A 13,905-nucleotide genomic window follows, 5' to 3' on the forward strand; every position below is an offset into this window, starting at 1 on the left:
GATAAAATGAGGTGGAGAAATGCAGGTTTCTGTTGCCAGGTACCTGCGAACCCCGCCTTACGCGGCTAGGCGCAAGGACTTAAGTTTCGGTCTTGTTACTGCTTACGCAGCAACTGCAACCGGAGCACGATTGTCGTTTGCAATTGTACTAGTTTCGCCGATAACGGTGGCAGACAGCCGAGACAAAGCTAACCCCTTTAGACGTTCGTCGATCCTATTTCGGCCCCGAAATCCTCAAACGAAGGATGATTGGTGGAGCCGCCGGGTACCGCCCCCGGGTCCGATCCGCTTATTACGAGCGCGTTTATGTCCATAGTCCCGAGGGACACATCTTATATAGGTGAGGGACGTCGGGGATGCAATTGTTCAGTTTTAGAGCGTGTATTACATAATTACAGTTGCTTACGGTGCTTTATTCAAGTTCGCCACTATCAACCACAGCGCAAGTACCGCTTCGATTCCGCCAAAAGTCAGGGCCTTGACCAAAGGCGGATTGTCCAGAATGACCGACAAGAACCGACCAAGTGCTGCGCCCGCATAGACCACGCCCAGCATCGCATAGGCCATTGGCGCATTAAGCCATATGACCGCTATTCCCGTCACAACAAACAATCCGCCAACCGAGGCGCGCATCTCGCTCAGCCCCATGGTGCTGTTGGTCGGGGCCAGATCCAGCGCGTTGGCGGTATAGGCCGGAGCCAGAAAGCCGAACAATCCAAAGCCGATGGTCAGCACGGCCGCAATGATATTCAGGACGGATACCATCAGATCCTCTCTAAGCTGGTTTGCGTCGCTGTTCCGCGACATCATGGGCCAGTTTTCGTGTGTATTTTTCAAGCTTTACGAGGCTCTCTTCAACCACGTCTGCATCGCCGTTTTCCAGGCCGTCGGCAATCTGGCTGTGCAGCGAAATGATTTCCTCGCGGGACCGGGCGGTGAAGGTGATCATGTTCATCAGTGGCTGCATCGCTTCGACCGCACCCGCCAACTGGTAGGACAACACAGGGTTTCCTGCGCCGTCGACCAGGGCACGGTGGAAGGCCACATCTGACGCGCAGAAAGCTTCATCGGTCAGGCCCGGCTGCGCTTGACGAAAGATCTCGGCCCGCATGGTGGCCAGTTGATCGGCCGTGCGCCGTTGGGCCGACAACCGGGCGCAGGCGCGTTCCAAGGCGTAGCGCGCCTCGCAGGCGGTGTCGAAACTGACCGTGTTCATGGACAACAACAGTGTCGACGTAGTGATTTGCTGGGAATAGGCGTCCTCAAAGCTTAACCGATTGACAAAAGCACCGCCGGTCGCGCCCCGTTGCGTGCGGATCAGAGACTGCGCAGCTAGCCGCTTCAAGGCCTCGCGCACCGTCGGGCGCGACACCTGAAATTGGTCGGCCAACTCTGCCTCGGACGGCAAACGCTCATCAACGATCAACTGACCCGAAACGATGGCATCGCGGATCGCCTGCGCAATCTGCGCGGACAGGTCGGCAGGCTTCTGAGGATCGATTTTCATATTCCGGCACCTATTGGTACGTTTTTATTTGTCTGACATTTAAAAGTCTGACATTTGAATTGCAAGGACTGAGTCGGGAGGGACAAGTGAGTCGCGCAGTTCTCCGTAACGGGTTTTGGCTGGGGTTTTACGCTCTGATCCTGTGGGCGTGGTGGATGATGTTCACCATGAGCCGCGCAATGGACCTGGACTGGATCGGCCGTCCGGGTCCGATGGGACAGGCCATGGCCGCGATGGATCCGCGGATGGACATGTATATGCCGATGGCCGAGTTCGGCCCCTTGTTCTGGATGTGGGCAATCATGATGGCTGCGATGATGCTGCCGACATTGGTTCCGACCCTGCGCAGCTATGACGACCTGATCCGCAGCGCCAATGGCACGCGGGCAGGGTGGCTGGGCGTGCTGTCCGGTTACTTCGCTGTTTGGGTCGGGTTTGCTGCACTTATCACGGCTGTCCAACTGGCGCTGTTGTTCGGTGGCGTGGTTGACATGCTGGGCATCCCCAAATCGACGTTCTTATCCGGCGCTTTGATGATCGCAGTGGGCGCATTTCAATTCACCCGAGCTAAAGAGGTCTGCCACGGCGTCTGCCATGCGCCAATGAGTTATTTTCTGGGCCATTGGAAAACCGGATTTACTGGCGGACTGCGGATGGGGCTTGGACTTGGCGCATTCTGCGTCGGCTGTTGCTGGGGGTTCATGGCGCTTGGTTTTGTTGGTGGCGTCATGAGCTTGTTGTGGATGGGTATTGCGACTTTCTTCATGGTTCTCGAAAAACTGCCTCAGATCGGGCACGCGATCACGCGTCCGCTGGGGTTTGCTTTGATCGCGGGCGGCGCTCTGCTGCTCATCTATCCCTTTGCTTACGGAGGATAAGCTGATGGCTAAAAACAGAAAAACAGATTCGGACCGCTTGCCGATCAGTCAACGAATCGACAGCCGTATGCCCAACCCCAAACGGCGCGAGATGAGCCCAACCAACTGGGCCATCAAAGGTGAACTGATCCTGAATTGTTCCTGTGACGTGTTCTGTCCCTGTGTGGTCTCGCTGGGCGCGCATCCTCCGACTGAGGGGCACTGTCATGCATGGATGGGCGTCATCATCGACGAAGGTCATTTCGAGGGCGAGGACCTGTCGGGACTGAATGTAGGCCTTCTGGTGGATATCCCGGGCCGTATGGGTGAGGGCCAGTGGAAGGTCGCGGCTTATGTGGATGAACGCGCCAGCGGGAAAGCCTATAACGGTTTGCTGCAAATCTTCAGCGGGCAGGCGGGCGGCACCACCGGGCTGTTCACCATGCTGGTCAGTGAGATCATCGGGGCAGAGCGCGCTCCGGTCGTCATCGAACGCGACGGCACCAAGCGGCGTATCGTGATCGGCCGAAAAATTCAGGGCGAAATTGAAATGATGGCGGGCAAGGATCCGGATCACCCAGTGATGGTCTCGAACTCGAAATACTGGATGGGGCCGGACATCATTGTGGCGCGTGGCACCAAATCCAAGGTGCGGGACTATGGCCGGGTGTGGGATTTTGGTGGTAAATCGGCCGAGATTTGCCCAATCGACTGGCATGGACCCAAGTGATGATCACCGCGGCTTATGCGCAGGAGATGGCGCGCTATAATCGCTGGCAGAACTGTCAGTTGAAAGAGTTCTTTAGCGCACTCACCACCGAGGAATTGAACCGTGAGCGCGGAGCGTTTTTTGGGTCGATTCTTGGGACGGCCAATCATCTGCTTTGGGGTGACTGGATATGGATGTCACGTTTCGACGGAGGCGAAGGACCCGACGGTGGCATTCCGGAAAGCACAGCGATCTGTGCTGATGACGATGAGTGGGTGGTGTTGCGTGACGTTGTTGATGCCCGGATAGAAGGTTGGGTCGCCAGCCTGAAGGATGAGGCGTTGTCAGGGCCCTTCACATGGTTTTCAGCGGCAAAACAAGCCGATGTCACGAAGCCCTACGCGCAATGTGTAATGCATTTCTTCAACCATCAGACACACCACCGGGGTCAAATTCATAAAATGTTGACCGAGACCGGATCGGCAGCGCCGGTCAGCGATCTGGTCTTCTTACCGCAGGAGGGATGAATGGCTCAGGTTTCGTTTTCACGTCGGTTGCGCCGGACCCCTTTCTCTGAGGGCGTCGAGGCGGCGGGGGTCAAGGCCTACACAGTCTATAACCGGATGTTGCTACCCACCGTTTTCGAGTCGGTAGAGGCCGACTACCGACACCTCAAGGAACATGTGCAGGTATGGGATGTGTCGTGCGAACGTCAGGTCGAGTTGCGCGGCCCGGATGCAGCGCGTTTGATGCAGATGCTGACCCCACGTGACCTGCGCGGCATGTTGCCAGGTCAGTGTTTCTATGTGCCCATCGTGGACGAAACCGGCGGGATGCTGAACGACCCGGTGGCCGTGAAGCTTTCCGAGGACCGCTGGTGGATTTCGATTGCCGATAGCGACCTATTGTTGTGGGTAAAGGGTATCGCCAATGGCTATCGGTTGGATGTTCTGGTGGATGAACCGGACGTGTCCCCTCTGGCAGTGCAGGGTCCCAAAGCCGATGAGCTGATGTCGCGTGTATTCGGCGACCGCGTGCGCGATATCCGGTTTTTCAAGTTCGACATGTTCGCGTTCGAAGGCCGCGACTTGGCCGTTGCACGCTCGGGCTATTCCAAACAGGGCGGGTTTGAGATCTATGTCGAGGGCTCGGATATCGGCATGCCGCTGTGGAACGCGCTGTTTGCGGCGGGGGAGGATTTGAATGTGCGGGCGGGATGCCCGAACCTGATCGAGAGGATCGAAGGTGGTTTGCTGTCTTATGGCAACGATATGACCGACGACAACACGCCGCATGAATGTGGGTTGGGCAAGTTCTGTAATACGCACACAGCAATTGGATGTATCGGTCGGGATGCGCTGTTGCGCGTGGCCAAGGAAGGGCCGGTTCAGCAAATCCGGCCGATTGCGATTGACGGCGCGGCGGTACCGCCCTGCGATCGGCCTTGGCCAGTCTATGTTGATGGGAGACGGGTGGGGCAGGTGACGTCTGCTGCTTGGTCTCCGGATTTTGGCACCAATGTTTCCATCGGGATGTTGCGGTTGAGCCATTGGGAAGCCGGCACTCAGGTAGAGGTTGAAACACCTGATGGGATGCGTAGCGCAATCGTACAGGCGCATTTTTGGACTTAGGCGTGGTTGGGGCTCTGCCCCCGTCGCTGCGCGACTCCCCCGGGATATTTTTTGCCAGGTGAAGGACGGGGCCTGGCACCATGAGATGAAAGGAACGTTCAGATGTTTAATGCGTTGGTGATGGAGAGAGACGACGAGAGCGGTCTGGCCAGCCCCGTGGTCAAACAGCTGTCAACCGATGACCTGCCTACGGGTGAGGTTACAGTTGCGGTCGAGTATTCGACGGTCAATTACAAAGATGGTCTTTGCATGTCGCCCAAAGGTGGCGGTCTGGTGCGCAGCTACCCGCATGTGCCGGGCATTGATTATGCTGGTACGGTCGAGGCGTCCGCGGATGATCGTTACAAGCCCGGCGACAAGGTTGTGCTAACTGGCTGGCGTGTGGGTGAGGCCCATTGGGGTGGTTATAGTCAGAAGGCCAACGCAAGAGCCGACTGGCTGGTACCGCTGCCCGATGGGTTGGACACGCGTCAGGCGATGGCTGTAGGAACCGCTGGGTTTACCGCCATGCTGGCCGTCATGGCGCTTGAGGATCACGGCCTCAAGCCTGGCAACGGGCCGGTGCTTGTAACCGGTGCTGCGGGCGGTGTTGGTTCGGTTGCGACAGCGATTCTGGCAAACTTGGGCTACGAGGTCGCAGCAGTGACGGGCCGGGCCGAAGCGGGCGATTACCTCAAGTCTTTGGGGGCTACGACCATTGTTCCTCGTGATGAGTTGAACGAGACGACCAAGCGTCCGCTGGAAAGCGAGACATGGGCAGGCTGTATCGATGCCGTTGGTGGTGACATGCTGGCCCGTGTTCTGGGGCAGATGAAATACGGTGCGTCGATCTCGGCTGTTGGTTTGGCAGGTGGCGCCGGACTTCCGGCAACCGTCATTCCGTTCCTGCTGCGTGGTGTAAACCTGTTGGGGATCGATAGCGTGATGCAGCCCTACGAGAACCGCGTTCGGGCGTGGAAACGCGTTGGGACCGATCTGCCCATGGACAAGTTGGAGGCCATGGTTCACCCGGCCACACTGAGTGATCTGCCACAATTGGGCGCTGATATCCTAAAGGGGCAGGTCAAAGGCCGGGTGGTTGTGGACGTAAACGCCTGAACCCATGTCAGAACACCGCACCGGTCCGGCGCTGCCCGGACCGGTTCCTGCGCCCTTGAACGACCGTGAAAATGCCGCAAACAGCTCTGGTCATTGGCGCAATTCCAGATCATCATCGCTATACATCCCAATTGTGATGGCTTATGAGCCATCCCAACAGCACCTGAAGACGGGGAGTGAGCAGAATGGCTGACGATTTCGAACTGGATACCGATGATCTGAAGCGCCGCATGGAAGGCGCGATGTCCAACCTCAGAACCGAATTCGCATCGTTGCGGACCGGGCGGGCTTCGGCCTCGATGCTGGAGCCGGTGATGGTTGATGCCTATGGTTCCATGACGCCCATCAATCAGGTTGGCACGGTCAATGTACCCGAGCCGCGTATGGTGACGGTCAATGTCTGGGACAAAGGTCTGGTCGGCAAGGTCGAAAAAGCCATTCGCGAAAGCGGGTTGGGGATCAATCCGCAACTAAACGGGACGATCATCATGCTGCCGATCCCGGAGCTGAACGAAGAACGTCGCCGCGAGCTGGGCAAGGTTGCCGGTCAGTATGCTGAACATGCGCGCGTCTCGATTCGTAACGTGCGTCGGGATGGGATGGACCAGATCAAAAAGGCCAAGGCAGACGGGATGTCCGAGGACGATCAGAAGTTCTGGGAAAGCGAAGTTCAGGACCTGACCGATCAGATGATCAAAACCGTGGATGCCGCGCTTGAGACCAAGCAGGCCGAGATCATGCAGGTCTGAGACCGGATATGCCTGACACCCCACAGACGGCGCCTCAGGATGGGCCTCGGCATGTTGCGATCATCATGGATGGCAACGGTCGCTGGGCTCAGGCGCGTGGACGGCCGCGCCTGTTTGGCCATCAGGCCGGTGCGCGGCGCGTGCGGGATGTGGTCGAGGCCTGCCCGGGGCTTGGCATCAAGTATCTGACTGTCTTTGCCTTCTCGACCGAGAACTGGAAGCGGACACAGGCCGAAGTGGCCGGGCTGATGAGCTTGTTCCGGCGCTACATCATTAAGGAAACAGCGAACCTGACAAAAAACGGGGTTCGGGTTCGGTTCATTGGCGATCGGGTGCGTCTGGACGCTAAGCTGATCGACCTGATGGACACGCTGGAAAATGCCACCAAGGATAACGATCTGGTGCATCTGACCATTGCTATCAACTATGGCGGTCGGGACGAGGTTGCGCGTGCCACCAAGCGGCTGGCGCGTGACGTGGCCGAAGGTCGGTTGCGACCTGAGGATGTGGATGAAGAAACGCTGCCCAAGTATCTGGATACGCACGTTCTTCCCGATCCTGATCTGGTCATCCGCACCAGCGGTGAAGCGCGGATCTCGAACTTTCTTTTGTGGCAATCGGCCTATTCGGAATATGAATTCATTGACACGCTCTGGCCGGATTTCACTGCCGATGAACTGGCGCACTTGTGCCGGAATTTCGGGTCTCGCGAACGTCGGTTTGGGGCTGTCCCAGCATGAGCGACAGCCGATGGTCTGATCTGACAGCGCGGGTTCTGTCGGCTGCGGTGCTTGTGGCCGTCGGCTCGGTTGAGGTTTGGCTGGGCGGGCTGTGGTTCGAAGCCTTCATCGCTATCGCCTGCGGCCTGATGACCTGGGAGTTGGTTCGGATGATCGACCCGGACCGGACTGGGGTCGCTATCCAGCTTGCAGTTTTGACCGGGGTTGCTGTTGTCCTCAGCTATCATCTTCCGCCGCTTTATAAATTGCCCTTCCTGCTGGCTCCGGCACTGGTTGGGGCGGGGCAGGTAAGCCGGGCCAAGGGTACCTATCTGCTGTTTGCAGTGTGGATTGCAGCGGCGGGGCTTGGGTTTATCTCGATACGTGAAAACATGGGGTTTGGCTGGATGGTCTGGCTGATCTCGGTAGTTGTGGCGACGGATGTTGCGGGATATTTCGTGGGCAAGGCGCTGGGTGGGCCGAAATTCTGGCCGCGCGTCAGCCCAAAGAAAACATGGTCGGGCACCGCCGGAGGGTGGGTCGCGGCCGCGATCGTCGGCGGGGTTTTTGCGGCTTTCGCTGGGTTCGGATTTTTGTTCGTGTTGGTGTCCGTCGCAGCCTCGATGGCCAGTCAAGCCGGCGACATAGTGGAAAGCGCGACAAAACGGAAGTTTGGCGTCAAGGACAGCTCGAACCTGATCCCGGGCCATGGCGGCTTTCTGGACCGGTTTGACGGGATGATGGGTGCGGCTTTGTTCGTTCTGATTGCTGGGCTGCTATACGCACCGGGACCGATGTGATGCGCAGGGTTTCGATTTTTGGCGCCACCGGGTCGATTGGGCAGAACACGATCGACCTGATCGACCGGAACCCTGATGCGTATGACGTGGTGGCACTGACGGGTGGGGCGAATATCCACAAACTGGCGGAGGATGCCAAACGCCTGCGCGCCAGTGTGGCTGTAACCGCCCATCAGGACCGGCTGGAGGATCTGCGGGCTGCTTTGGCGGGTTCCGACGTACAGGCAGCGGCTGGCTCTATGGCCCTGACCGAAGCGGCCGCGCGGCCAGCGGATTGGGTGATGTCGGCCATAGTTGGGGCTGCCGGACTTCCACCGGGGCTAGAAGCTTTGAAGCAGGGCGCGACGCTTGCCCTGGCAAATAAAGAGACTTTGGTCTGCGCTGGTCCCCTGGTCCTTGATACGGCGCGGAAACACAATGCTACCCTTTTGCCGGTTGACAGCGAGCACTCCGCTGTGTTTCAGGCCCTGGCCGGAGAGGATATGAGCGCCGTCGAGCGGATCATCATCACAGCCAGTGGTGGGGCATTCCGCGATTGGCCGTTAGGTGATCTGGCCAACGCAACGGTCGAGCAGGCGTCCAACCATCCGAACTGGAACATGGGTCAACGAATTACTATCGACAGCGCCTCGATGTTCAACAAGGCGTTGGAGGTAATTGAAACCAAGGAATATTTCGGGGTTTCACCTGAGCAGGTTGAGGTTCTGGTTCACCCCGAGTCCATCGTCCACGCGCTAGTCGGGTTCAACGACGGGGCGTTGATGGCACATATGGGTGCGCCCGACATGCGCCACGCCATCGGATACGCGCTGCATTGGCCCGCGCGGCAGGACTTGCCGGTCGAACGGCTCAATCTGGCCAAGCTTGGTCAGTTGCGGTTCAGCGAGCCCGACAATGCACGCTATCCTGCGCTGAAACTGGCCCGGCACGTGATGCAACGTGGCGGCTTGTCTGGTGCCGTATTCAACGCCGCCAAGGAACGCGCGCTTGATCACTTCATCGCGCGTAGGATCGGATTTTTGTCGATGGCCGATTGCGTTGCCGCTGTTTTGGACCGATTTGATGCCCAAAGCAGCCTTATTGATGCCCCTTTGACCCTTGATAACGTGCTGCAAACGGACCATCTGGCACGTAAGTGGGTCGATGAAGCCATAGGCCAAAGAGCAGGATAGAATTTTGGACATACTCTCGCTGATCCCTCAGTTTGGAAACTTGCTGTATACGATTGTGGCTTTTGTCATCGCCTTGTCGGTGATCGTCGCGGTGCATGAGTATGGACACTACATCGTCGGCCGCTGGTCAGGCATCCATGCCGAGGTTTTCTCGATTGGGTTCGGACCCGTGCTGCTGAGCCGCGTGGACAAGCGCGGAACGCGGTGGCAAATCGCTGCGCTGCCTTTTGGCGGCTACGTGCGGTTTCTGGGCGATTCTAATGCGGCATCCGGCAAGGATGAGGCGGCGATGGACGAAATCACCCAGAAAAGCCCCGAAGAACTACGCCGCACCATGCATGGCGCGCCTTTGTGGGCACGCTCGGCAACAGTTGCGGCTGGACCGGTGTTCAATTTCGTCATGTCGATCATCGTTTTTGGCACAATTTTCCTATCGCAAGGCGTGACCAAGCAACCTTTAACCGTCGGCAGCCTGCACCCGCTACCGGGCACCGAACAGCAATTGCGGGAAGGCGATGAGATCTTGTCGATCGCCGGTATTCAGGTGCCCGAATTCGACGAACAGGACGCCTGGACGCAGTTCACCGATGCGCTACCCGTGCAGCCCGTTTTGGACTATACTGTCCTGCGGGACGGCCAGACGCAGGACGTAACCGGCCCTTGGTTGTTCCCGCCTCTGATCCAACAACTTGCCCCACGCAGCGCAGCCTATGACATCGATCTGAAGCCGGGTGACGTAATCACTGCAGTCGATGGCGATCCGATCTTTGCGTTTGAACAACTTAAAGAGCATGTCGAAGGCTCGAATGGAAAAGTCCTGTTGCTGAACGTGTGGCGTGAAGGGGCCGAGCTGGATTTTGCACTAGCCCCGCGTCGGACGGATGAGCCGCAGCCTGATGGCGGGTACGTCACACATTGGCGGATCGGCATTGTGGGCGGCATGATGCTGGAACCGGCGACTGAACCGGCCGGCCTGTGGGCCTCTGTTACAGGGGGCACGCGTCAGACCCTGCGTATAATCGACGCGTCCCTGTCGGGCATGTGGCACATGGTGACGGGTGCAATTAGCACGTGCAACATCTCGGGCCCCATCGGAATTGCGGAAACGTCAGGCGCTATGGCCAGTCAGGGCGCGCAAAGTTTCATCTTCTTTATTGCCGTCTTGTCCACAGCAGTCGGGTTGCTGAACCTGTTCCCGATCCCTGCACTGGATGGTGGGCATTTGGTGTTTTACGCTTATGAAGCCGTGACAGGCAAGCCGCCCAGCGACGGCGCGTTGCGGATATTGATGGGGATCGGGGTCTCGTTGATACTTGGTCTTATGGTATTTTCTGTAACAAACGATCTCTTCTGTTGAATGTGGCCTTAGCCGCCCAGAAAAGCCGTATTTCCGCCGCATTCAATCTGTAGGTTTGTGACCAAATCCAAACTGAGTCAGAGGCTACAATGGCAAAGGCGCTGAAAAAATCCTATCGAAGCTTCAGCTTCCTGTTCATGCTGAACTGGGACTCGATCCTGTTCTTTGCGGCGACGGCAATTGCGATGGCAGGCTGGGCCTATTTGATCAGCATGTGATTCTGTAAGCACCGAAATTGAAAAGTGTTTGGCGGCCCATTGGGCCGCTTTCTGTTTTGGGCTTTTGACAAGAATAATTAATCCCGTTACTCAGCTTCTAAGTCCTATAATTTTGGGTAGAGAAAAATATGACTGATCGGCGAGGCGCAGGCACATCCTGCGGAGGGCAGACGCTGGCAAACAAGATTTTGTGGCGGGCGCTATCCGTTTTTTCCTTTATTGTTCTGGTGGGTTTAGTTGCCCTGCCACAATCGGCAAAGGCGCAAAGTTTCATCATCAACTCCTTCGAGGTTGAGGGTAACCGACGGATCGAAACGTCCACGATTATCACCCGAACAGGGATCGAACCGGGGCAGACTGTCACCGCGGGTGAACTGAATGACGCGTTTCAGCGTTTGCTTGACAGTGGTGTTTTTGAAACAGTCGAACTGACGCCGCGCGGCAATACATTGGTGATCGAGGTTCAGGAATATCCGACGATCAACCAGATCAGCGTTGAAGGGAATCGCCGGGTCAAAGATGATGTCTTGCTCGAGGCGATTTCGTCAGAACCCCGACGTGTCTTTACCCCTCAGGCTGCCGAAGCCGATGCAGATTTGATCGCACAAGTCTACTCGGCGCAGGGCCGGGTGTCAGCGACGGTTATTCCGCGCATTATCCGACGCAGTGACAACCGCGTCGACCTTGTGTTTGAAGTGTCCGAAGGCACCACGATCGAGGTGGAGCGCGTCAGCTTTGTGGGTAACCGCGCCTTCACCGACCGTCGCTTGCGCCGCGTGCTGGAGTCCAAGCAGGCAAACATCCTTCGGACTTTCATTCGCAGCGATACGTTCATCGCGGACCGGATTGAGTTCGACAAACAGGTCATTCGGGATTTCTACCTATCCCGTGGCTATGTCGATTTCCGCGTCAACAGCACTAATGTTGAATTCACTCAGGAGCGCGACGCCTTTTTCCTGGTTATGAACATTACCGAGGGGCAGAAATTCTCGTTCGGGAACATCACAACAGTCAGTGAAATCCCAGGGGTGAACGCGGCGGAGTACCAAGCGGCGCTCAAAATCAAACCTGGGGTGACCTACACCCCGTCTTTGGTGGAAAATTCGATCGCCCGGCAAGAGCGGTTGGGCCTTAAACAAGGCGTCGATTTCCTGCGGGTTGAGCCACGGGTGACGCGCAATGCGCGCGAATTGACCCTGGACGTCGAGTTTGTCCTGACCCGTGGTCCGCGCATCTTTGTTGAACGGATCGATATCGAGGGCAACACAACCACGCTTGACCGTGTCATTCGCCGCCAATTCGATACAGTCGAGGGTGATCCGTTCAATCCACGCGAGATCCGTCAGGCCGCTGAGCGAATTCGGGCTCTGGGTTTCTTTGCCAACGCTGAAGTCGAACCGCGCGAAGGCTCAACCCCCAGTCAAGTCATCGTCGATGTGGATGTCGAGGAACAGCCTACTGGCTCGTTGAGCCTCGGCGGTAGCTTCTCCGCCTCGGATGGTTTCGGTATCGCGGTTGGCCTGACCGAGACGAACTTTCTGGGTCGCGGACAAACCCTAGGGCTGAACCTGTCGACGGCGCAGGATTCTGAACAGTATTCGTTGAATTTCACCGAACCCTTCCTTCTGGGACGCCGACTGCAATTCGATGTGGGTCTGGGCCTGGCGACCACAAACTCGAGCTTTGCCAGCTTTGACACCGACAGCCTGTTCTTCCGCCCTCAGCTGAGCTACGCCATTGGCGAACTGTCTTCTCTGCGTCTGCGTTATGAGTGGGATCGCAGTGAGATGACTCAGCAGGACGACGAAGTTAACGGTGTTGTCGTCGCGTCTGAGATTGCGCAGGGCAAACGGACAACAAGCGCTCTTGGTGTCTCGTATGTGTATGACAGCCGTCGCGGTGGCCTGAATCCCAATGCCGGTGTGCTGTTTGAGGTTGGCGTTGATGCCGCAGGTCTGGGGGGTGACAATGAGTTCTTCCAGACGACGGCCCGCGCGATCGCCCAAACCCGCGTCCTGAGCGAAGAGGTGGTTCTGCGTGCCTCTTTCGAACTGGGCGCATTGCACTGGACGGGTGATGATTTCAGCCGCACAGTTGACCGTTTTGTTCTTGGCCCCAGCACATTCCGCGGTTTTGAACCTGCCGGTCTGGGTCCGCGTGACCTGTCGAATGGTCAGGATGACGCCATTGGTGGCAACTATTACTGGGTCGCTCGGTTCGAATCGGACTTTCCTTTGGGCCTGCCTGAAGAACTGGGCCTGCGGGGCGGTGTGTTCTATGATGTCGGCAACCTCTACAATCTGGACGATGTGAACACAGCGGGCGCGGATATCGTGGGCGAGGACGGGTCGGTCCGGCACGTTGTTGGTGTATCCGTGCTTTGGACGACACCCTTTGGCCCGCTGCGCTTCAACTTCTCCAAAGCGATCGTGAAAGAAGATTTTGACCAGGAACAGAACTTTGACCTGACCATTCAGGCACGGTTCTGATCCGTTCATGCTGAGCTTCTGCAAGTCGTATCTACAGGGCCCTATCTGGGCCCTGTATTTCATTTTCATCCATGCCTTAGCGCTACCGCTTGAGGCACAGCAACTGGGTGTGCCGGAAACGACCGTGCTAACGATTTCTAGCGACCGTTTGTATTCGGATTCCGCCTTCGGTCAGCGCATATTGCGCGAGATTGAGGCTGAAGGAACTTTGCTGGCAGATGAAAACGAGCGCATCGTGGCAGAGTTAAGCCGCGAAGAAAAAGAATTGACCGAAAAGCGGGCTGAAATGCCAGCAGATGAGTTCCGTCCCTTGGCCGAGGCATTCGACAGCAAGGTTCAGTCCCACAGAGAAGGCCAACGGGCCAAGTTGGATGCCTTGGCGCGCCGCAGCGATGAGGCGCAACAGTTGTTTTTTGAAATGATCCAGCCGGTTCTCATCGAACTGTTGCGCGACTCTGGCGCGACCGTGATTATTGAACGCTCCAGCGTCTTTCTAAGCTCGGACAGGACGGATGTGACCGAGATCGCGATTGGACGGATCAACGCGGCCATTGGCGATGGTAGCGCCCTTGAAAAAAATGGCGAAGAATAGGTTCGCT

At 57.3% G+C, this 13,905-nt stretch carries 15 protein-coding genes and 1 other RNA gene; 13 read left to right on the forward strand and 3 right to left on the reverse strand.

Annotation, left to right across the window (positions count from 1 at the left end; translation table 11 throughout):
• Positions 1-18: 18 nt before the first annotated feature.
• From ssrA to GOV80_RS17625, 3 genes are all read right to left on the reverse strand, one after another.
• Positions 19-366: a transfer-messenger RNA gene (gene ssrA / locus GOV80_RS17615) on the reverse strand.
• Between the two features lie 36 nt (positions 367-402).
• Positions 403-765, reverse strand: coding sequence for a DUF4345 family protein (locus GOV80_RS17620; RefSeq protein ID WP_170786686.1), 363 nt, complete (start codon positions 763-765; stop codon positions 403-405).
• Between the two features lie 10 nt (positions 766-775).
• On the reverse strand, positions 776-1,507 hold the full coding sequence (locus GOV80_RS17625; RefSeq protein WP_170786687.1) for a FadR/GntR family transcriptional regulator: 732 nt from the start codon (positions 1,505-1,507) through the stop codon (positions 776-778).
• An 86-nt stretch (positions 1,508-1,593) separates the two neighbouring features.
• Between GOV80_RS17625 and GOV80_RS17630 the strand changes: the two genes are divergently transcribed.
• From GOV80_RS17630 to GOV80_RS17685, 13 genes are all read left to right on the forward strand, one after another.
• A complete protein-coding gene (locus tag GOV80_RS17630) occupies positions 1,594-2,385 on the forward strand; it encodes a DUF2182 domain-containing protein (protein WP_336510174.1) in 792 nt (263 codons plus the stop codon).
• A 4-nt stretch (positions 2,386-2,389) separates the two neighbouring features.
• Positions 2,390-3,094, forward strand: coding sequence for a DUF1326 domain-containing protein (locus tag GOV80_RS17635; protein WP_170769693.1), 705 nt, complete (start codon positions 2,390-2,392; stop codon positions 3,092-3,094).
• Positions 3,094-3,600, forward strand: a complete 507-nt coding sequence (locus tag GOV80_RS17640) for a DinB family protein (RefSeq protein WP_170786688.1) — start codon at positions 3,094-3,096, stop codon at positions 3,598-3,600. The genes GOV80_RS17635 and GOV80_RS17640 overlap by 1 nt, the downstream gene beginning before the upstream one ends.
• Positions 3,601-4,704 (forward strand): dimethylsulfoniopropionate demethylase, encoded by a 1,104-nt coding sequence (locus GOV80_RS17645; RefSeq protein ID WP_170786689.1) that lies wholly within the window; start codon positions 3,601-3,603, stop codon positions 4,702-4,704.
• Positions 4,705-4,806: 102 nt separating this feature from the next.
• Positions 4,807-5,802, forward strand: a complete 996-nt coding sequence (gene acuI, locus GOV80_RS17650) for an acryloyl-CoA reductase (protein WP_170786690.1) — start codon at positions 4,807-4,809, stop codon at positions 5,800-5,802.
• 185 nt (positions 5,803-5,987) lie between these two features.
• On the forward strand, positions 5,988-6,551 hold the full coding sequence (frr, locus tag GOV80_RS17655; RefSeq protein WP_170769697.1) for a ribosome recycling factor: 564 nt from the start codon (positions 5,988-5,990) through the stop codon (positions 6,549-6,551).
• 8 nt (positions 6,552-6,559) lie between these two features.
• A complete protein-coding gene (locus GOV80_RS17660; protein WP_170786691.1) occupies positions 6,560-7,291 on the forward strand; it encodes an isoprenyl transferase in 732 nt (243 codons plus the stop codon).
• The gene (locus GOV80_RS17665) at positions 7,288-8,070 is read left to right on the forward strand and encodes a phosphatidate cytidylyltransferase (RefSeq protein WP_170769699.1); all 783 of its coding nucleotides are present in this window, start codon (positions 7,288-7,290) and stop codon (positions 8,068-8,070) included. Before GOV80_RS17660 ends, GOV80_RS17665 begins: the two co-directional genes overlap by 4 nt.
• A complete protein-coding gene (dxr, locus tag GOV80_RS17670) occupies positions 8,070-9,242 on the forward strand; it encodes a 1-deoxy-D-xylulose-5-phosphate reductoisomerase (protein WP_170786692.1) in 1,173 nt (390 codons plus the stop codon). The genes GOV80_RS17665 and dxr overlap by 1 nt, the downstream gene beginning before the upstream one ends.
• Positions 9,243-9,246: 4 nt before the next feature.
• Complete coding sequence (gene rseP / locus GOV80_RS17675) at positions 9,247-10,599, forward strand: RIP metalloprotease RseP (RefSeq protein WP_170786693.1); 1,353 nt, start codon at positions 9,247-9,249, stop codon at positions 10,597-10,599.
• 89 nt (positions 10,600-10,688) lie between these two features.
• Positions 10,689-10,817: a hypothetical protein gene (locus GOV80_RS22575; RefSeq protein WP_269149762.1), complete on the forward strand. Its 129-nt coding sequence runs from the start codon at positions 10,689-10,691 to the stop codon at positions 10,815-10,817.
• Between the two features lie 128 nt (positions 10,818-10,945).
• The gene (bamA, locus tag GOV80_RS17680; protein WP_170786694.1) at positions 10,946-13,306 is read left to right on the forward strand and encodes an outer membrane protein assembly factor BamA; all 2,361 of its coding nucleotides are present in this window, start codon (positions 10,946-10,948) and stop codon (positions 13,304-13,306) included.
• Positions 13,307-13,313: 7 nt separating this feature from the next.
• Complete coding sequence (locus GOV80_RS17685; RefSeq protein ID WP_170786695.1) at positions 13,314-13,898, forward strand: OmpH family outer membrane protein; 585 nt, start codon at positions 13,314-13,316, stop codon at positions 13,896-13,898.
• Positions 13,899-13,905: the final 7 nt, after the last annotated feature.

The organism is Ruegeria lacuscaerulensis, assembly GCF_013034685.1.
GTDB classification, from domain to species: domain Bacteria; phylum Pseudomonadota; class Alphaproteobacteria; order Rhodobacterales; family Rhodobacteraceae; genus Ruegeria; species Ruegeria lacuscaerulensis_B.